Annotated in this window: 18 protein-coding genes and 1 tRNA gene; 13 read left to right on the top strand and 6 right to left on the bottom strand. The window is 40.7% G+C overall.

Annotated elements, in window-relative coordinates:
* The first annotated feature begins 128 nt into the window (after positions 1–128).
* Positions 129–893, top strand: coding sequence for a dienelactone hydrolase family protein (locus J4N24_RS08675; protein WP_207533276.1), 765 nt, complete (start codon positions 129–131; stop codon positions 891–893).
* 90 nt (positions 894–983) lie between these two features.
* On the opposite strand, the gene J4N24_RS08670 is transcribed toward J4N24_RS08675, so the two are convergent.
* Positions 984–1,181, bottom strand: coding sequence for a hypothetical protein (locus J4N24_RS08670; RefSeq protein WP_207533275.1), 198 nt, complete (start codon positions 1,179–1,181; stop codon positions 984–986).
* A gap of 183 nt (positions 1,182–1,364) precedes the next feature.
* Between J4N24_RS08670 and J4N24_RS08665 the strand changes: the two genes are divergently transcribed.
* Positions 1,365–1,829 (top strand): MaoC family dehydratase, encoded by a 465-nt coding sequence (locus tag J4N24_RS08665; RefSeq protein WP_207533274.1) that lies wholly within the window; start codon positions 1,365–1,367, stop codon positions 1,827–1,829.
* Between the two features lie 126 nt (positions 1,830–1,955).
* On the opposite strand, the gene rpoN is transcribed toward J4N24_RS08665, so the two are convergent.
* The gene (gene rpoN, locus J4N24_RS08660; protein ID WP_207533273.1) at positions 1,956–3,434 is read right to left on the bottom strand and encodes an RNA polymerase factor sigma-54; all 1,479 of its coding nucleotides are present in this window, start codon (positions 3,432–3,434) and stop codon (positions 1,956–1,958) included.
* Between the two features lie 347 nt (positions 3,435–3,781).
* Here rpoN and J4N24_RS08655 point away from each other — a divergent pair, with 347 nt between their 5' ends.
* The 3 genes from J4N24_RS08655 to J4N24_RS08645 all read left to right on the top strand — a co-directional run bounded on the left by J4N24_RS08655 (position 3,782) and on the right by J4N24_RS08645 (position 5,846).
* Positions 3,782–4,366, top strand: a complete 585-nt coding sequence (locus tag J4N24_RS08655) for a riboflavin synthase (protein ID WP_207533272.1) — start codon at positions 3,782–3,784, stop codon at positions 4,364–4,366.
* Between the two features lie 61 nt (positions 4,367–4,427).
* Positions 4,428–5,021: a DUF4230 domain-containing protein gene (locus tag J4N24_RS08650; RefSeq protein WP_207533271.1), complete on the top strand. Its 594-nt coding sequence runs from the start codon at positions 4,428–4,430 to the stop codon at positions 5,019–5,021.
* 168 nt (positions 5,022–5,189) lie between these two features.
* Positions 5,190–5,846, top strand: coding sequence for a hypothetical protein (locus tag J4N24_RS08645; RefSeq protein ID WP_207533270.1), 657 nt, complete (start codon positions 5,190–5,192; stop codon positions 5,844–5,846).
* 54 nt (positions 5,847–5,900) lie between these two features.
* Here J4N24_RS08645 and J4N24_RS25860 read toward each other — a convergent pair whose 3' ends face one another.
* The 3 genes from J4N24_RS25860 to J4N24_RS08630 form a co-directional block, all read right to left on the bottom strand.
* Positions 5,901–7,739, bottom strand: coding sequence for an ATP-binding protein (locus J4N24_RS25860; RefSeq protein ID WP_369806207.1), 1,839 nt, complete (start codon positions 7,737–7,739; stop codon positions 5,901–5,903).
* Positions 7,740–7,810: 71 nt separating this feature from the next.
* On the bottom strand, positions 7,811–8,998 hold the full coding sequence (locus tag J4N24_RS08635; protein WP_207533268.1) for an App1 family protein phosphatidate phosphatase: 1,188 nt from the start codon (positions 8,996–8,998) through the stop codon (positions 7,811–7,813).
* A complete protein-coding gene (locus J4N24_RS08630; protein WP_207533267.1) occupies positions 8,964–9,251 on the bottom strand; it encodes a hypothetical protein in 288 nt (95 codons plus the stop codon). The genes J4N24_RS08635 and J4N24_RS08630 overlap by 35 nt, the downstream gene beginning before the upstream one ends.
* Before the next feature lie 283 nt (positions 9,252–9,534).
* On the opposite strand from J4N24_RS08630, the gene J4N24_RS08625 reads away from it, so the two are divergent.
* The 8 genes from J4N24_RS08625 to J4N24_RS08590 all read left to right on the top strand — a co-directional run bounded on the left by J4N24_RS08625 (position 9,535) and on the right by J4N24_RS08590 (position 17,733).
* A tRNA-Pro gene (locus J4N24_RS08625) sits at positions 9,535–9,608 on the top strand.
* Positions 9,609–9,884: 276 nt separating this feature from the next.
* Positions 9,885–11,474 carry an ABC-F family ATP-binding cassette domain-containing protein gene (locus J4N24_RS08620; RefSeq protein WP_207533266.1) on the top strand — a complete coding sequence of 530 codons (1,590 nt, stop codon included), beginning with the start codon at positions 9,885–9,887 and terminating at the stop codon, positions 11,472–11,474.
* A gap of 68 nt (positions 11,475–11,542) precedes the next feature.
* Entirely contained in the window at positions 11,543–12,043 is a 501-nt protein-coding gene (locus J4N24_RS08615; protein WP_207533265.1) for a (2Fe-2S)-binding protein, read from the top strand.
* Entirely contained in the window at positions 12,036–13,055 is a 1,020-nt protein-coding gene (locus J4N24_RS08610; protein WP_207533264.1) for an FAD binding domain-containing protein, read from the top strand. The genes J4N24_RS08615 and J4N24_RS08610 overlap by 8 nt, the downstream gene beginning before the upstream one ends.
* Before the next feature lie 16 nt (positions 13,056–13,071).
* Positions 13,072–15,312, top strand: coding sequence for a xanthine dehydrogenase family protein molybdopterin-binding subunit (locus J4N24_RS08605; RefSeq protein WP_207533263.1), 2,241 nt, complete (start codon positions 13,072–13,074; stop codon positions 15,310–15,312).
* Positions 15,313–15,381: 69 nt separating this feature from the next.
* Positions 15,382–16,743: a serine hydrolase domain-containing protein gene (locus J4N24_RS08600; RefSeq protein ID WP_207533262.1), complete on the top strand. Its 1,362-nt coding sequence runs from the start codon at positions 15,382–15,384 to the stop codon at positions 16,741–16,743.
* Positions 16,744–16,902: 159 nt separating this feature from the next.
* Complete coding sequence (locus J4N24_RS08595) at positions 16,903–17,121, top strand: DUF4287 domain-containing protein (RefSeq protein WP_207533261.1); 219 nt, start codon at positions 16,903–16,905, stop codon at positions 17,119–17,121.
* A gap of 93 nt (positions 17,122–17,214) precedes the next feature.
* The gene (locus J4N24_RS08590) at positions 17,215–17,733 is read left to right on the top strand and encodes a hypothetical protein (protein WP_207533260.1); all 519 of its coding nucleotides are present in this window, start codon (positions 17,215–17,217) and stop codon (positions 17,731–17,733) included.
* A 25-nt stretch (positions 17,734–17,758) separates the two neighbouring features.
* Here the strand turns inward: J4N24_RS08590 and J4N24_RS08585 are convergent, their stop codons facing one another.
* On the bottom strand, positions 17,759–18,676 hold the full coding sequence (locus J4N24_RS08585) for a helix-turn-helix domain-containing protein (protein WP_207533259.1): 918 nt from the start codon (positions 18,674–18,676) through the stop codon (positions 17,759–17,761).
* Between the last annotated feature and the right edge of the window lie 4 nt (positions 18,677–18,680).

Raw genomic sequence — 18,680 nt, 5'->3', positions numbered from 1 at the left:
TTCCTTAATTCACGTTAAAGTCGCTTTATTGCAAGGTGAATGTCAAGAATAGGAGTACCATCAAAAGAGTGGTATTTTCAACCTTAGTGATTTATTTTTGTCCTCCGAAATTATAAAGGGAGATGAAAATGAAACTATTTACTATTCTGATTTTAACGTTAATGGCAAGTTCTGTTTTTGGACAGGGCACTGACCTACATTACAATGAGGGAACAACAAAACTGAAAGGATACCTGGTGAAGCCGAAAGGACTGAGAGTTAAGGCTCCTGGAGTTGTTATCCTGCACGCCTGGATGGGACTGACAGATCACGAGAGAGAATCTGCAGAAGAGTTGGGCAAATTAGGTTATGTAGCCCTTGCTGCCGACGCCTATGGTGAAAACGAGGCTCCTAAGACTGTACAGGATGCGGGTAAGTTGTCGGGCTATTACAAATTAAACAGGAACATATACCGGGCAAGGATAAAGGCAGCCATAGATCAGGTAATTAAAGCGGGAGCCGACCCTGAAAAAATTGCAGTGATAGGTTATTGTTTTGGTGGCACGGGAGCATTAGAAGCAGCCAGGGCTAATTTTCCAGTTAAAGGTGTTGTCTCTTTTCACGGTGGTTTAGATAAAGGACCTGAAGAAACTTCTTTGGTTAAACCTAAAGTATTGGTGTTGCACGGTGCTGATGATCCTTTTGTTCCGAAGGAGCAGGCTGATGCCTTTCAGAATGAGATGCGCGCAGCCAAGGCTGACTGGCAAATGGTTTATTATGCAGATGCTGTTCATTCTTTTACAGAACCAAAGGCGGGTACAGATAAGTCAAAAGGAGCGGCTTATAATGAGGCAGCAGCCAGGCGCTCCTGGGCTCATATGAAACTATTCTTCACAGAAATATTCGCTAAGTAATCACGAGCGCTAAAAATGTGAAATGCTACATGAGCAGGAAACCAAATTCTGATTCATGTAGCATTTTTTAAATACCATCCACTAAGTCTTTTAGTCATAGAACTCAGGGATGTCTTCTTCTCTTAAAAATTTACTTTCTATTCTAGTTCCGCAATGGTCACACTCGAAGAAATCTTCCTGGATACGAATACTGTCGTTCAACAATTGTATGTAGTTCAAAGGACCATTACAGATATTGCATTTGAAATCTGATACGTTTACTCTTTTGCAGCTATGTCCGTTATTCATATTATTTGTTTTTGCTTGTACAAATCTAGCATGAATAATGGGGTTAAAAATTGACTCAAGTCATAACCCTGCTTGATTGACAACACTAAGAGAAAAATTATAAGCAAATCAGCAATAGTATTTTAAAAAAGATGATTTAAACTTCCTTTATTGTTGTATTATCGGGCAATAAAACTTTAATGCATGCTGGTTATTAGGAATTACAAGGAGTTCGAAGAATATTCGGGAAAAGAGTTAGGTGTATCTGAGTGGCATAAGATCACGCAAGAACAGATTAACAAGTTTGCAGATGCCACCCAGGATCATCAGTGGATCCACACCGACGCAGATAAAGCAAGTATGGATAGTCCGTTTAAAGCAACTATTGCTCACGGTTATCTTACTCTTTCCTTAATACCCTACCTTTGGAAGCAGATCGCAGATATTCAGAACCTGAAGATGGAGATCAATTACGGTATAGAAGAATTCAGGTTTGGTCAGGCTGTGGTAGTGAACAGTGAGGTGAGGCTAAAAGCAAAATTAGCAGAAATAGCAGACCTGAGAGGAGTTACAAAAGCAACGATAAGGGTCGAACTAGAGATAAAAGATCAAAAGAAGCCTGCCTATACGGGTAATACGGTATTCCTGTATCACTTTAATAAGGAATAAGAAGTTATATAAAAAACATCAGGAGCAAACCTTACTCAAGAAGGATTAATGTCTTTTAGTTTTTTTAAAACAAGAAAGGTCAGCACTAAGTAATTCAGTGCTGACCTTTCTTGTTAAATTATTAACCTAAAGTTCCTTCCTTAAGCGGGCAACCGGAATATTCATCGCTTCACGGTATTTGGCTACAGTTCGCCTGGCAATGTTATATCCCTTCTCTTTTAGGATCTCAGCAAGTTTCTCATCTGCTAAAGGGTGCCTTTTATCTTCATTGCCAATACACTCTTCAAGAATCTTTTTAACCTCCTTATTAGATACTTCTTCGCCGCTTTCGGTTTGGATCGCCTCCGAGAAGAATGATTTCAATAAGAATGTACCAAACTCTGTCTGAACATATTTGGAATTTGCCACCCGCGAAACTGTAGATATGTCCATTCCGATCTTGTCGGCAATATCTTTAAGGATCATCGGCCTCAGGTTACGCTCATCTCCCGTGAGGAAATAATCATACTGATAGTGCATTATCGCATTCATGGTCTTAAGCAATGTCTGCTGTCTTTGCTTAATTGCATCTATAAACCATTTTGCCGAGTCTAGTTTCTGTTTTACAAACTGAACTGCTTCCTTAAGCTTTTTATCTTTTTGAGAGGCTTTATCGTAATGCTCAAACATATCCTGATAGGAGCGACTCACACGAAGCTCCGGAGCGTTTTGTGCATTTAAAGTAAGTACCAAGGTGCCAGAATTATTGCTGATATGGAAGTCCGGAATAATCTGAAGGTGCTTGGTGCTAACCTCATTTGAATCACCTGGCTTTGGGTTCAGTTTAAGGATCTCATTAACTATCTCCTTTAACTCCTCAGGGCTTACATTCAACACCTTCTCCAGTTTATCGTAATGTTTACGGGTGAACTCGTCAAGATAGTTCTCCACAATACGGATTGCTTTAACAATGAGAGGATTATTGATGTCCTTTTTACGTAACTGGATCAATAAGCATTCTTTCAAATCACGGGCACCGATACCTGCTGGTTCAAAGCTTTGTATCAGTCTAAGCATTTCCTCTACCTCTGGTTCTTCAGCAAACACATTCTGAGAAAAGGCAAGATCATCGATAAGTGATGTAATTGGTCTTCTTAAGTACCCATCCTCGTCAATGCTGCCAATGATTTGTTGGCCAATCTGGAAATCTTTGTCAGATAGAGGAACCAGATCCAGCTGTTGTTGCAAGCTCTCATAAAAAGTGCTCTGTACCGCAATTGGAATCTCTTTCCGGTCATCTTCATCATCCCCGTTCTGGTCATATTTCGAACCATAATCATTAAGATTGTCTTCCTGCAGGTAATCGTCGATGTTGAACTCGTCCATCTCGTCCCCTGAACTTTCTTCATTTTCATAGTTCGAATCGTCAGGGTCTTTGTCTGGATACTGTTCTACGGGGTCGTTAAGGTTAGCCAAACTAAGGTCTTCCAAAGCCGGATTTTCCTCCAACTCTTCTTTTATACGAGTATCTAATGCAACAGTAGGCACTTGCAGCAGCTTGATAAACTGTATCTGCTGCGGCGATAATTTCTGAAGTAGCTTCTGTTGTAAATTTTGTTTAAGCATATATAGTGCCCCAAAAATACATATTATCAATTAAAAATAGGGGAAACAGACGTTTACACTGTTAATTGGTACACTGTTAACATAAAATTGAAAAAAAAGATTTTGTCAAATTTTAATAAAACTGATTTGCAGGTCTATCTCTTTTATATTGAAGCATTTAAATTGCAAGCGAAGGAACATATAGAAATTTTATGATCCTAATGAACAACCAGGAAGAGATCAACCATCCCTATGATGATTACAGACAGGGAAAATTTGGTGACTGGCAATTCTAAGCGAATTGTTAAGATTTTTTCATAGGCTTCGGCGGCTGTGCGACTTAAAATGATCTTTCGTACATTCGGGGCATGTTTACAGGTATTATTGAAACCCTTGGAAATGTTATTTCCGCTGATTATGATAAAGGAAATCTTCAGCTAACCATTGCTTCGCCGATTTCATCTGAATTAAAGGTAGACCAATCTGTTGCACATAATGGTATTTGCCTCACCGTAGTAGAATTAGGAGAGGGAACCCATACCGTAACTGCGGTAGAAGAAACGCTTGCTAAAACTAATTTGGGTACCATTGCCAAAGGTGACCTGGTTAACCTTGAGAGATGCATGCAAATGAACGGTCGGCTTGACGGGCATATCGTGCAGGGACATGTCGACCAGACGGCAGAATGTATCGCTTTGAACAAGCTTGAGGGGAGCTGGGAGTATACCTTCAAATATGATACCTCCAAAGGTAATGTAACGGTGGAAAAAGGTTCTATCTGTGTGAACGGGATAAGTTTAACCGTTGTTAATTCTCGTGAGGATCGTTTTTCAGTGGCTATTATCCCATATACCTATGAGCATACTAATCTTCAGCATGTGAAATCCGGTACTGTCGTCAACCTCGAGTTTGATATCATAGGTAAATACGTGGCAAAACTTATGAGTCGCTAATCAGGATTTATTAATAATGATCCGGAGAAAACGATATTAAGATTCGTAACGTTATAGAAAAATGATAAGTACTCTCTTGAGAAGGAGGACGGCTGTACTGCTGATTCTTGTTACCATAATTCTGGCATTTCTCGTTTTTCTTTTTGTATTCGTTAAAAAGGAGTTCCTAAAAACGAGGACAGAAGTGAGCGAAGACGTTATTATTGAAAAGATCGCTAATATTGGTAAGTTGGAACTGGTAAAGTATACCATGAAGGATGTGATTGAGAAGAAGATCAGCAGGCCAATCTTGCCTGATAAAAGGATACTGTTTGTGGCAGCAGGAGAAGTAACAGGTTGTATTGATCTGACCAGAGTCGTAAAGGACGACATAAAAGCCATAGGGGATTCTATTACCATTTTCCTTCCTAAACCGGAGATCTGTTATGTAAAGTTAGACCATCAACGATCTAAAGTGTACGACCTAAGCGGTGTTTTTATGCCTCAAGACCGACAAGAAATGATCGAAGATATTTATAAACTGGCTGAGCAACGAATCCAGGCTAATGCGCGGGAACAGAACATCCTGGGTAAAACCCAAGAGAATGCTCAGTTGATCTTCAAACCTTTACTGGAGAACATTGCAGGAAAAAAAGTAGTTATAAAATTCAAATAGCTATCTGTATTAAGGGTCAAATTGCCGCAGTATGGGCATATGGCTCGTACACGGCTTTTCAGGATATGTTCCCATGGTTTGCTTTTCGGGGATTTATTGATATTTTGCAGACGGAACAAAAATACACACATTTATCCCGCTAAGGTTCTTTCTTAGATCAGCAACACAATGATGAAGATATTTTACTCAATCGCAGCATTTTCGTTAGCTCTGGCAGCAAGTTCATGTAGTTCTGAAGATGCACCAAAACAGCCAGCAGCACCGACTGTAAAATCAAATAAATTAACAGAACCCTTTCGTTTTCACAAAGCCATTGAAGTTAAGCCAGGTCTAACTTTTGATGTTCTTAGCTGGGGAAGAGGAGCTGAGTATGTTGGAGCTTATATGATCCTTCGTTCTGATTCTGCACGGGCAGCATACAAGTCCATTAATGGTGAGCTTGAAGGTGAAATCACTGATGTATGGAATATGGACATGGATTCTGACGGAAACCCGGAACTGTTTATTCAGGCAAAAGGACAGGATAAGGACAGCTATTTGAAGATGTATATTTACGAGTTCACCGAAAGCGGTTCGCAACAGCAGTTACGTTTTCCCGACCTGACCTCTTCAACCAGGAAATCTTACAGGGGTAAAGACTCTGTTTTTGTTAAGGATGGTGAGTTATTCAGAGAGTTTCCAATATTCGAAGAAGCTGATACTGCTGGCGTAAATCCGACCGGCAAAAAGCTATTGCAGTACTCACTGCGAGGTAATAACTTCAACGTAAAAGAGATCAAAGACGAGGATAAGAAGGAAGCAGACAAAGACCAAAAGAAGAAATAGAGCTTTTAGGTTCCGTTCCTTGAAGTTCTTCCTCTATAAAGATGACGATAGTGTTTATTGACTACCGTCATCTCGAATCATTTTAGATTGGGAAATTTCTGCTTCACTTTTAACGCCTTCAAGCCATTCAACAGCTGCGCTCATTTCCTCAAAGAAGTGGATATTAATCTTTCCGTTCTTCATTTCAATGCTTTTCAACGCTGAAAGCTGACTGAAAATGTCAGGCGATTGTATCCACGCAAAGTACTCGATACCCGCTTCCTGCATCAGAGGGAACCAAAAAGTACTTCCCCAGTCCGACGCTTCGGACCAGTTACCTTTTACTTTTGAGTTGTTATTTAATACCTTCTCTACCCTAGTCGATTTTACGAGGTCCAGCATATGCATACAGCCTTCTTGCACCGTTTGTTTGGTCTGATAACCAATCCAGTCGGCCTCAAGCCAGTTCTGCTCTTTGTTATAGGCAATGTCGATATAGTCCGTCCGGAAATAAGTTTGATTATCTGTGTAAGTATTGGTCTTTGCTTCCAATTCGTAAGGCAGCAGGAATGAGAAAGTAGATCCTTCTCCTAGCTTGCTATCAAGCCAGAAACTTCCATTATGCTTTTTGAGGATTTCTGAAGCTATAAACAGGCCCAGGCCCAATCCCTGGTATTTAGTCGACGTGTTATCTACTCTATAAAACCTGTTAAAGATTTTTGAAACATGTTCTTCTGATATACCAATGCCGAAGTCCCGGATAGAAACAATTAGATAGTTGTTAGAAAGTTCAGCACTAACCAATACTTTATCTGCTTCCGGTGAATATTTTACAGCATTCTCCAGTAAATTGATTAATACCTGCTCGAGTCGATACCGATCCCCATTCATCATTACTTTTTCCGGGGCAGAAAGAATGAACTCGTGCTTTTTCTGATGCATCCGGAGACTTTTAACAGTATCCTGCAGAAGTTCAGAAAAGTTAAATACTTCCAGGGAGTAGGGCAGCTGACCAGTGTTTATCTTAGATATATCTAAAAGGTCGTTTACAATTCTTTGCAGCCTTATTATGTTGTGCTGGGCTTTGCCCAGGAATGATTTTATATTTTCAGGCTTGTCTTGTGCTGATTTCTCAGCTAGACTAACAAAACCTTTTATATTAGCCAGAGGAGTTTTAAGTTCGTGACTAGCAATACCTATAAAATCGTCTTTTTGCCGCTCCAGGTTGACCCTGTCTGTTATATCCTTTATGTACGATACAATGGCATTAATACCGGGCTGTTCCAGGAAGTTATAAACGTCCCCTTCCATCCATCTTATTTCGCCATCCTTTCGGTATGCTTGTATCCGTACGATACGGTGGGAATTAGGCACTTCTTTTATTTCTTTTAAATTTTGCAGGAAGTATTGCAGGTAATCGGGGCTGACCATCTTTTCGATCGCCATATCCGCATACTCTTCAGGAGAGTAGCCGTAGACTGTTTCAACCTTAGGACTTACGTAGAATGCCTTATTGTTTACATCGCGCAGCACAAGCAGATCTGCAGCTTTTTCAGTAAGTACCTTGAACCTGTTTTCCACCAGGGCGTTTTTTTTCCTCGCCTTTTGTAATGCGTAACTCATCGCTATCACAATTCCATCTTGTATTATATAAAAGAATATTTGAATGTAATGCTGCGGTTGTAGAACAAAGGAGTTCTCCGGGGGGAGGAAGTAATATATAATAGGGAGTAAGGACAAGGCAACCATTAAGATACCAATAATCCAACCCGAGTACACCGTTGAAAAAACGATTACGGCCGTATATAGCAGAAAAGGAGTGGCACTTCCCAATATCTGGGGAAACTGAAGTTTAAACCAGGTAGTTGCCAATAATAAAATTAAAGGAAGAATAATTTTGAGTGATTTCTGCACGGTATACTGATAGGAGCTCGTAAATGTAGAGTTTATTCAGCTACAAATAAAAAACCTATGTTCATTTTCTTTTAAAGCTCGGCCTTCCCAGGAGCAACGCCGGTATCCATATCCTTATCTACTTTAATCGCGGGGAGCTCCTCCGTAAGGATTAATCCCTTTTCAGACGCATGGTCTGCCGCCTCTTTTGCAGTATCTATTACCAACATATCCACACCAGCAAGGCTTATTTCTTCTGCTATGGCAGAGGCTGCCTTTTCCTTTCGCAAGTTCTGTACGTCCCGAATATAGATGGCAAGAACACGGCCGGGGAACCGTTTTACAACTTCTTTATATATTACCGGGTCGTCCTGCCCACTATCTCCGATCAGTACAAAGTTCAATAAGGGATAAGTGGTCAGGATATTATCTATTTGTTTCAGCTTATGATCCTGGTGGTTTCCGCTTCCACTAAACTGCAAACCGTTGAAACCGAAATCCCTGAGAAGGAGAGGCCCCTGCGGAATATCATTCAAGTCCATATACTCCCTCAAAAGGTCGTACATATTCCAGGGACTGCTAGATACATAAAAGAAGGGATTATTCCTCTTGCCATTTCGACCAAGTTGAAGGGCCCGGTAAAATGCAGAAACACCCGGAAAGGGGAGTCGAGTATGTGCATTTCGCAAAAAAACTGTACTGGCCATGGACAGCACATTGGTAGCAGAGGTTTGAACGATAGTATCGTCTATGTCGCTGATCACTCCAAACTCCGAGTCGTAAGGGGGAATCAGTATTTCGGAGCTAGCCAAACTTTTTCCTTCAACAGGAAAAGGAGCCTGATGAAGTTCCAATTCAACGGTTTGCCAAAGTTCATTAAGATCAATTATATCGTCAGGAGAGATGTTCAGCTCGAAATAGCCCTCATGATCGGTAGTGATAAAGTGATCTTTATGTTGGTGTTTAACACGGATTACAGCATGGGGTACTTCGTCGCTTTCAAAACGCTTGTACATATTTACCAAGTTGGTAAATATCGTATCCTGAGAGGTGGAGGATTTAAGTAGCTTATCCTGAAGTACCCGGCCTTTAATAAAAAGGCGGTTGGTTGTACCATAGGTACGATAAGGAACTATCTGTATAGGATCGTTCAAGCCAAGCCGGGTTTTTAAGGCCGAAAAAAAATCATCAAATTTATCCTCCAGCTGCAGCAGATGCTTATTCAAAAACTCCTTAAAAGCCATATTATGAAAATCGGCTGTTTTGATTTTCGATAGCATTTCCAAGGGCTTTCAGATCTTCACTGTTAAGATCGAAGGTACCCTCATCCATAATAGCCCATCCGTTTTTAGTTTTTTGCACTAGAAGGTTGGGTACATTCCTGCTAGCTACTGTTTCGCTCCTGGGGTTAGTATCCTCGTCGAAGGCATCAGTACTTTCAAGAGCAATAGAAAAGATATTGTCTTCGAGAGGAGTAATAGTCACGTCAGTTCTTACTCCTTTAATCGGAAAATGTGTTTTAAATCCAGGCATAGTGTTTTTTGAAGTCTATTTATATAATTGACAATAAAACCCGTAAACCAAAGCAGAACTTTCGCGTGCTTCTTGTATTTTGGGTTCTACCAAAAAGACAATTTTGTAGTCAGATGGTTTGTGATCATAGAAATTAGGCTTCTGTCAAAAAAATATTCCCTTGTTAATCAGAGCTATGCAGTGCTGGAGACTATAAAGACCTATTTTCTTTGTTTTAGATTTTTGACAAAGCCTTAAAAACTCTATATTTGCATCACCAAAAACAAAAGGTGATACCACCAATCGGGGTGTAGCGTAGCCCGGTATCGCGCCACATTTGGGATGTGGAGGTCGTAGGTTCGAATCCTGCCACCCCGACTTAAAGAGATAAGATCTCAAGAAAAAGCCCTTAATCGAAAGATTAAGGGCTTTTTTGCTTCTTTACTGTCTCATAAACTGCAAATTTTATTGCCGGCTACGAAACCGTCAGTTCATAAACTGTGTAAATAGCTGGTTTTTGGGTAACTATTTATTGTGCTTTCCCTATATTTGCAGCACCAAAATTTTAAAAGCATGTGATTAATTTCTTTCAGACAATAAGTACCGAACTAGCCTGAGGGCTTCTCGATTTTATTTATTCTCAAAGAAATTCTTATGCTTACTCTACACGAACTCACTTATATACATCCTGATAAAGAGCTGTTATTTAGTAATATTCATCTTACTATTAACACTCATAATAAAGTTGCTTTAATTGGCAATAATGGCTCTGGAAAATCAACATTATTAAAGATCATTGCAGGAGAATTAACTCCCTATACCGGACAGTTGAAGGCCGATGCCGTACCTTACTATGTCCCTCAAATATTCGGGCAGTTTGATCATTTAACAGTTGCTGAGGCTTTAAAAATTGATACGAAGCTTATAGCTTTAAAGGAAATCATTAGTGGAAATGCTACTGAAGAAAATTTTTATAAGCTCGATGATGATTGGACCATCGAAGAACGTTGCCAGGACGCTTTAAGCTATTGGCAGTTAAATGATATAGATGTGGGGCAGAGGCTTGAAAGCCTAAGCGGCGGACAAAAGACCAAGGTTTTTCTTGCCGGGATCCGTATTCATCAGTCGGACTTTGTTTTGCTCGATGAGCCCAGTAATCATCTCGACCTTCAGGCCCGGCAATTGCTCTATGAATTTATCAGATCTACCAAGACAACCTTATTGGTAGTAAGTCACGACCGCAAACTTCTCAACCTTTTAAATACTACTTTCGAGCTAAGTACAAACAATATCTCGATATATGGGGGAAATTATGACTTCTATAAGGAGCAAAAAGAGATTGAGTTACTAGCCTTGAACCAGGATCTGAAAAGCAAAGAAAAGGCCTTGAAGCAGGCGAAGGAAAAAGAAAGGGAAGCCTTAGAACGCCAGAATAAGCTTGACTCGCGTGGTAAGAAAAAACAAGAGAAAGCAGGAGTTGCACGGATCATGATGAACACGTTAAGGAATAATGCCGAAAACAGTACCGCGAAGTTAAAGGGAGTTCATACAGAAAAGATCAACGGCATCCGCCAGGAGTTTCAAGAATTGCGCTCACAGATCCCTGAAATCGATAAAATGAAGTTTGAATTTGATGGGTCTCACATCCATAAGGGAAAGCTCTTGTTCAGCGCAGAGGGTATGAATTTTTCCTATAATCAAAAGCCAATCTGGAGAAATGAGCTGGATGTTGAGTTACGAAGCGGTGAAAGAGTATTGTTAAAGGGAGCCAATGGTACCGGCAAAACTACCCTGATTAAAATTATTCTTGGTCAACTCGAACCTCAGAAGGGAACACTTAAACGTCAGCAAAATAGAGCAATATATATCGATCAGGACTATTCTTTAATTGATGATAATGTGAGTCTGTACGAGCAAGCCCAGTTGTTCAATGAGACGGGACTTCAAGAGCACGAAGTTAAGATAAGACTTAACAGGTTTTTATTCGGCAAAGACAGTTGGAACAAGCTTTGCACCTTGTTAAGCGGCGGTGAAAGATTGCGGCTGGTTCTATGCTGTCTCACTATCAGCGAACAAGCACCCGATGTCATCATTTTAGACGAACCAACGAACAACCTTGATATACAGAATATTGATATTTTGGTAGCAGCAATTCAGGAATATGAAGGCTCATTAATTGTCGTCTCTCACGACGAGCATTTCCAGGAACAAATCAAAATCACCCGGGTAATTGAGTTAATTTAATTGCTTGTTAAATCAATTGAACCCGAACATATGGTTAGACGCACTGTTACTTACCTAAGATTTCTGCTATGCAACATACTCATCAATCAACTGGTCTACAACTTATCCGTTTGAATATAAATGGGAAGAGCCACGAACTTAGTCTGCTACCATGGGTCAGCCTGCTCGATGCAATCCGGGAAAGGCTTGATCTAACCGGCACCAAAAAAGGCTGTGATCATGGACAATGCGGAGCTTGTACCGTTTTATGCGACGGAAAGCGCGTCTTAAGCTGTCTTACGCTTGCAGTTATGAAAGATGGGGCTGCGATCACTACCATTGAAGGGATTGCTGAAGGAGAAGATCTACACCCAATACAACAAGCTTTTATAGATCATGATGCCTTTCAATGCGGGTATTGTACGCCAGGGCAGATCTGCAGCGCTGTTGGATTATTAAAGGAAGGTAAAGCGAAAACCCGGGAAGAAGTTAAGGAACTAATGAGCGGAAACCTTTGTCGATGCGGTGCCAGCATTGGAATTATAGATGCAATTATGGAAGTTATGGAAGGAGAAACCCCAAATGAATAGCTTTTCATACTTACGCGTCAATTCAACCAGAGAAGCATTGAATGCCGTTGCAGCGGATAGTGGTGCTTCTTTTATTGCAGGGGGTACTAACCTTATCGATCTGTGGAAATATGATTTAAGCCATCCTGATCTGCTGATAGATTTGAATCAAGTCGATGACCTAAAGGCGCTCAAATCAACAGGTACAGGTGGCGTCAGATTAGGTGCATTGTTAAGTAATGCTGACACTGCTTATCATCCAGTAATTGAAAGTCGTTATCCATTGTTATCAAAAGCCATACTTGCAGGTGCTTCTGCTCAAATCCGCAATATGGCTACGAATGGGGGGAATTTATTGCAGCGAACCCGTTGTTATTACTTTTATGATGCTAATTCACCTTGTAATAAAAGATCGCCCGGCTCAGGATGCTCTGCCCTGAAAGGTTATAATCGTATCCATGCTATTTTAGGTGCAAGCGAAGAATGTATAGCAGTTTTCCCCTCAGATATGTGTGTGGGACTCGCAGCGCTGGGGGCGGTGATCAATATTGTAGGGCCTAATGGCGATAGAAGAATACCTTTTGCAGATTTTCATCGCTTACCAGGTGATCGTCCTGATATAGATAACACTTTGAAAAAAGGTGAACTTATTACATCTATCGATCTACCTGCAAAGGGATTTGAAAAAAATTATTCATACCTGAAGTTACGCGATCGCCATTCTTATGCTTTTGCTTTAGTGTCTGTGGCCACAGGTCTGGAACTCGAAGGAGAGATAATTAAGGATGCTCGGATTGCTCTAGGCGGCGTATCACATAAGCCCTGGCGTGTTCCTGAAGCGGAAGACCTGCTAAGAGGCAAGGCCGTAACACCAGAAAATTTCGCTCAGGCAGCCGATCTTATACTGCAGGGAGCCAAGGGATATAAATATAATCAGTTTAAGATAGAGCTTGCCAAAAGGGCTATTGTTAGAAATTGTATGATGGCCTTAGATCCGTCAACTCAACGTCCTGGAGCTCAGCCATCACTTTAAGATAAGAGGATAATCTATGTCAGTTAAACCAAGCGTAGGGCAGCCAGTAAGCCGCTTAGAGGGCCGGCAAAAGGTAACCGGTACTGCGAAATATGCAGCAGAATATAATGTACCCGGACTGCTATACGGCTATGTAGTCAGCAGCACTATTCCTAAAGGCAAAATTCTAAATATTGATATATCAGGTGCAAAGGCATTGGAAGGTGTTGTAGAGGTGTTAACACATCAAAACAGGCCTAAGCTGGCTTGGTTCGATCTTCAATATGCAGATATGGATGCCCCTCCGGGGACTGTCTTCAAACCCTTGCATGATGATGAAATAAAATTCAACGGTCAACCGATAGCCTTGGTTGTTGCAACAGACTTTGAGACGGCGCGATATGCCGCTACCCTTATAAAGGTCGACTATCAACAGGAGGGTTTCGAAACGTGTATTAATAATAGCTTGCACAAGGCCAGAGACGCAAAAAAAGGTTTGGCGACTGTATTAAAACCGCCTCCACCTAAGCCGGAGGGTGACTTTAAAAAGGCGTATGAAGCAGCGCCTTTTAAAGTTGATACTGAGTACCGTCATAGTCCCGAGCACCATAATCCCATCGAGCTCTTTGCAACCACTACGGTATTCGAAGGCGAAGGAAAGCTTACTATTTACGATAAAACGCAGGGGACAATTAATAACCAAGTTTTTATCGCTAATGTATTTGGGCTTCAATATAAGAACGTCCGGGTATTAGCTCCTTTCGTTGGAGGGGCTTTTGGCTCAGGCTTAAGACCGCAATACCAGCTTTTTCTCTCAGTAATGGCTGCACTTCATCTGAAGAGGAATGTTCGCGTTACCCTTGACAGGCAGCAGATGTTTTCTTTGGGGCACCGGCCTCAGAATATTCAACGGTTGAAGTTTGCTGCAAATGAAAGCGGGCAACTTACAGCAATGCAACATTCCGCCTTTGTTGAAACATCTTCTTATGAGGATTATACCGAAGTGATCTCCTCCTGGAGCCACCGTCTATATCCTTCAAAAAATACGCTTTTTGAATATAAAGTAGTTCCGCTTGACCTGTCTACACCAATAGATATGCGTGCCCCCGGCGGTTCCACTGCTATGCATGCCATTGAGTGCACCATGGACCAGCTGGCTTATAAGCTGAATGTAGATCCCCTGGAATTGCGGTTACGCAATTATGCGGAAATTGATCCTTCAACTAAAAAGCCCTTTACCAGCAAGGCGCTAAGAGAATGCTATCAGCAGGCAGCAGAGCGATTTGGCTGGAATAAGCGAAATCCCCAACCTGCGAGCATGCCCCGTGGTAATAAGCTGGTGGGGTATGGTATGGCAACCGGAGTATGGGATGCTTACCAGTTTCCTTCCCGCGTTGAAGCAATGATCACTGCAGAAGGTAAACTGGTAGTAAACAATGCGGTTACAGATATTGGTACAGGAACATTTACCGTAATGACACAAATTGCTGCCGATGAATTCGGATTATCCATTGAAGATGTAACATTCAATTACGGCGATAGCAAAAAGCCCTTCTCCATGTTTCAGGGCGGCTCATCCATGACCTCCTCAACTGGGGTAGCTATCGTTATAGCAGCAAAGGCCTTAAAGGAAAAAATGTTAAAGAAAGCAAAGGGAATTAAGGGATCTCCACTTGCAGCAGCCTCTGAAAAGGAGGTAGTATTTGCAAACGGACGTATCTCCTTACGATCTGATCCTTCTGTCTTTATCAGTTTTGAAGCTATCGTTGCAGCTAACAAAGGTCAGGCTATAAAGACCACCAATATGGGGAAGCCGCATGCTTTGAAATTAAGGAAATATAGCAAGATGACTCATAGTGCCTCTTTTGTAGAAGTGGAGGTGGATAAAGAGTTGAAAATAATTACAGTAACGCGAGCAGTGACAGCCGTAGCTGCAGGTAAAATTATTAATCCAAAGACGGCCCGGAGCCAGATAAGTGGGTCAATGATCTGGGGAATAAGTAAGGCCTTACATGAAGAGTCGATCGTTGATGAGACCTTAGGGAAGTATGTAAATCCCAATCTGGGAGAATACCATATTCCAACGCATGCCGATGTTAATCAATTGGAAGTGATCTTTGCAGATGAAAAAGATGAGTTGATAAATGAATTAGGCGTGAAAGGAGTAGGAGAGATTGGCCTGGTAGCTATGCCTGCTGCTATTGCCAATGCTGTATTTCACGCTACAGGTAAGCGCATCACTAAGTTGCCTATTCATTTTGACGAATTGTTAGAGTAAAAGGGCATTTGGGTGCTTGTTTTGTGGAGTAAAATTCAGTACACTTGTTAGTCGCAAGAATTTTATCCTATGAATAATAAACCTATTCACATCTTCAGTCTTCTGCTTTATTTTTTATTATTTCAGTGTAGCTTGAGGGCAAATGCCCAGAAGGTAAAGAAACTCGATTCTCTATTTAATACAATTTGTGCGGACAGTACCTTTAGCGGTTCGGTATTAGTAGCAGAAGACGGGCTTCCCATTTATCAGAAAACCATGGGGTATGCCAATTTAGCAACAAAGCAAGCGGTTTCAAGCCAAACGATGTTTGAATTAGCATCAGTTTCAAAGCAGTTTACTGCAATGGCTATCATGCAATTACACGATAAGAAAAAGCTCGAGTATTCTGATAGTTTGCAAAAGTACTTTCCTAAAATTGCTTACCCCGGTGTTACTATCCAAAATCTTTTAAATCATACATCTGGTATACCTGAGTTTTTAGGCTGGGATGAGAAGAGGATAAATATCAATCAAATTAATTATAACAAAGATATTCTGGCAAGTATCGAGAAAAGTCCTCAGGCTCTAAATTTTAAACCAGGAGAACAGCTTTCTTATTCAAATACCAACTATGTTCTGCTCGCTCTAATTGTTGAAAAGGTTTCTGGAATGGCGTTCAGTAAATACATACAGGAAAAAATATTTGTTCCCCTTGGGATGAATCATACCAGAGTTTATGCTCAAAGAGCGGCTAAGTCTAAAATTAGAGATTATGCCAACGGGTATGTTTACGATGCGGGAAAAGGAACCTTTGTTATTAACGATGAAATGCTTTCCAACAAGTACGAATATTACTTCGATGGGGTAGCAGGGCCTTATGGCATAAGTAGCACAACAGAGGACCTATTTAAATGGGACCAGGCTTTGTACACCGAAAAATTAGTTAGTAAAGAAGCGCTGAGCCGGGCTTATCAACCTTCACAGCTCATTAATGGAAAAAACGCAAAGCTAGGGGGGCTGGCTTACGGTTTTGGTTGGCTTATAATGCCCAACAGACATTTTTCAGGAAAATGGTATATGCACACGGGTGGCTATCCAGGGTATGCAAGCATTATCGTAAGATATCCGGAAAAGAACAAAACAGTAATCGTGCTGAGTAATTCGTACAATGTTATTAGTATGTATCATCTGGCTGAGAGTATTGAAAATATCTTATTTGATAAACCTTTCACCATTCCTAAAATAATGCGCTTTAGAAAAAGCGCCGTTCTTGCTCCCGCACAAATAAAAGTACTTGAAGGAGAGTATTCCTTAGCGATGTTGCCTGGTAAAAAGTTTAGCATTACGTTTAATCAGGGACAGGTATACGCCCAATTAACAGGTCAGGCCAAAGTTGAAATATACCCTGAGTCGGAAACTAAATTTTTTTATACTGCAGTTGCAGAGCTCTAGTTTATCATGGACGAATCCGGAGCAGTTAATAAGCTAATACTATATCAAAACGGTAACGAACTGGAAGCAACAAGAATGGTGGGAAATGGAGAGAGATAGAAATAGTTTGATTAATTTAAGAGAAAAAAACAGCACTATTATAACCTTTAATACCAGAATATGTCATTTCAAGCCTACATCGAAAACATTAAAGCTAAAACAGGTAAAACACCAGAGGATTTTAAAAAGCTTGCAGAGGAAAAAGGGTTTATTATCGAAGGAAAACTTAACCCTAAAACAAAAGCCACCGAGATTACAAATTGGCTAAAAGAGGAATTTGAATTAGGACACGGACATGCAATGGCAATTTATGCGACATTTAAAGGAAAGACGGAATAGATATTTTGAGGTTTTTGCTGCTGCATTCAGTAAATCAACCATATAATAGATTAAATTAATCCCTCAACACACACACACACTTATTTAGATATTATGAAAACTTCGGTACTGCTTATTTTTCTATCTCTTTCATTTATTTCAATTCCTAAAGCACTAAAGGCCCAGAATAAAGTTTCAGCTTTTATCTCAGGACAGAAGAATGAGTTGAGTTTCAAAGTTGAAAAGACCTCATTTTTTGTCTGTTTATCAAAAGGAGGAGAAATCACAGGTTATAGCATTCTTGCAAACGGGACAATATCATACGACCTTCAGGGGCGAATCGACAAAGTAGGCAACGTAGTAGTCTCTTATGACCTTCATGGCAGAATTGACAAAATTGATAACGAGCGTATTTCTTATGATATCCAGGACCGTTTAAGCGAAATAGGTGACACGAAAATAAGCTATGATATCCATGGCAGAGTTGAAAGTGTGGGAGAGCAAAAAGTATCCTACGACATTCGTGGCAGAGTTGAAAAGATTAGCCTTGCCAAGGTTTCCTATAACTATCTTGGTAAAATTGACAAGATCGACAGAAACGAGCAGTCCATGTATCTTAACTTGAATAATTAAGGGTATTTTTCAATAACCAATCCGATCAATTAAACGAGGTTCTAAACTGCACAGGAGACTGTCTGGTCACGTTTTTGAATAACCTGCTAAAGGATTGGGAGTGCTCAAAGCCCAACTGATATGCTATTTCACTAACCGTCAATGAGCTTGTAGATAGTAATTCCTTCGACTTCTCAATCAACTTCTCATGAATATGCTGCTGTGCGCTAAGTCCGGTGAGTGATCGGAGCATATCACTTAGATAGTTAGCGGTATAGTTTAATTGCTCCGCCAAAAATTGGACTGTAGGTAACCCTAGTTCAAGGGTCTTTCCTTCTTTGAAGTAAGCGCTGAGCACTTCTTCCACTTGCTGTAGCAGATCGCTTGAAGCTGCTTGTCTGGTTAGGAACTGTCGCTTATAAAAACGCTTAGCGTAGCTCAATAGCAATTCTATTTGCGCAATAACTACCTCCTGGCTAAAGTCATCTATCCGGCTGTCAAGCTCTTCACGAATAATGTTAAAGACAGAGGAAATTGTCGTTCTTTCTTGCTCAGAGAGATGCAGTGCTTCGTTCGAGGCGTAAGAGAAAAAGCCGTATTGTTTGATCTTAGCTGCGAGAGGGTAGCCATGCAAAAAATCCTGGTGAAAAATAAGGGAATAACCCTCGTTCCCCTTATAAATTTCTGTGCTGCCAACAATTTGATTGGGAGCCGTAAATACCATACTTCCTTCATCAAAATCATAAAAGCCCTGTCCGTACCTGAACTTGCCACCCAACTTACTAATAAAAGAAATCTTATAGAGTGTTGTTACATAGCTAACAGGGAGACGACTAAGGTTAACGCGTTCCTCCCGGGTATCTAACAATGTAATAAGCGGATGAGAAGGGCCCGGAAGTTCCAGCAAACGGTGTATCTCTGTAATGGACTCCAATTTAACAATTTTCGGTGCCTGGCTTTTCATAATT

Origin of the sequence: Desertivirga arenae (assembly GCF_017355785.1) — a bacterium.
Lineage (GTDB): Bacteria > Bacteroidota > Bacteroidia > Sphingobacteriales > Sphingobacteriaceae > Desertivirga > Desertivirga arenae.
This window is presented reverse-complemented; position numbering and strand designations above follow the sequence as displayed.

Excerpts from the sequence above, each read along its gene's own strand:
- J4N24_RS08610 (WP_207533264.1), top strand. The coding sequence starts at position 12,036 with ATGAATAGCTTTTCATACTTACGCGTCAATTCAACCAGAGAAGCATTG.
- J4N24_RS08675 (WP_207533276.1), top strand. The coding sequence starts at position 129 with ATGAAACTATTTACTATTCTGATTTTAACGTTAATGGCAAGTTCTGTT.
- J4N24_RS08665 (WP_207533274.1), top strand. The coding sequence starts at position 1,365 with ATGCTGGTTATTAGGAATTACAAGGAGTTCGAAGAATATTCGGGAAAA.
- J4N24_RS08605 (WP_207533263.1), top strand. The coding sequence starts at position 13,072 with ATGTCAGTTAAACCAAGCGTAGGGCAGCCAGTAAGCCGCTTAGAGGGC.
- J4N24_RS08600 (WP_207533262.1), top strand. The coding sequence starts at position 15,382 with ATGAATAATAAACCTATTCACATCTTCAGTCTTCTGCTTTATTTTTTA.
- J4N24_RS08590 (WP_207533260.1), top strand. The coding sequence starts at position 17,215 with ATGAAAACTTCGGTACTGCTTATTTTTCTATCTCTTTCATTTATTTCA.
- rpoN (WP_207533273.1), bottom strand. The coding sequence starts at position 3,434 with ATGCTTAAACAAAATTTACAACAGAAGCTACTTCAGAAATTATCGCCG.
- J4N24_RS08670 (WP_207533275.1), bottom strand. The coding sequence starts at position 1,181 with ATGAATAACGGACATAGCTGCAAAAGAGTAAACGTATCAGATTTCAAA.
- J4N24_RS08595 (WP_207533261.1), top strand. The coding sequence starts at position 16,903 with ATGTCATTTCAAGCCTACATCGAAAACATTAAAGCTAAAACAGGTAAA.
- J4N24_RS08635 (WP_207533268.1), bottom strand. The coding sequence starts at position 8,998 with ATGCTATCGAAAATCAAAACAGCCGATTTTCATAATATGGCTTTTAAG.
- J4N24_RS08650 (WP_207533271.1), top strand. The coding sequence starts at position 4,428 with ATGATAAGTACTCTCTTGAGAAGGAGGACGGCTGTACTGCTGATTCTT.
- J4N24_RS08630 (WP_207533267.1), bottom strand. The coding sequence starts at position 9,251 with ATGCCTGGATTTAAAACACATTTTCCGATTAAAGGAGTAAGAACTGAC.
- J4N24_RS08615 (WP_207533265.1), top strand. The coding sequence starts at position 11,543 with ATGCAACATACTCATCAATCAACTGGTCTACAACTTATCCGTTTGAAT.
- J4N24_RS08645 (WP_207533270.1), top strand. The coding sequence starts at position 5,190 with ATGATGAAGATATTTTACTCAATCGCAGCATTTTCGTTAGCTCTGGCA.
- J4N24_RS08585 (WP_207533259.1), bottom strand. The coding sequence starts at position 18,676 with ATGAAAAGCCAGGCACCGAAAATTGTTAAATTGGAGTCCATTACAGAG.
- J4N24_RS08620 (WP_207533266.1), top strand. The coding sequence starts at position 9,885 with ATGCTTACTCTACACGAACTCACTTATATACATCCTGATAAAGAGCTG.
- J4N24_RS08655 (WP_207533272.1), top strand. The coding sequence starts at position 3,782 with ATGTTTACAGGTATTATTGAAACCCTTGGAAATGTTATTTCCGCTGAT.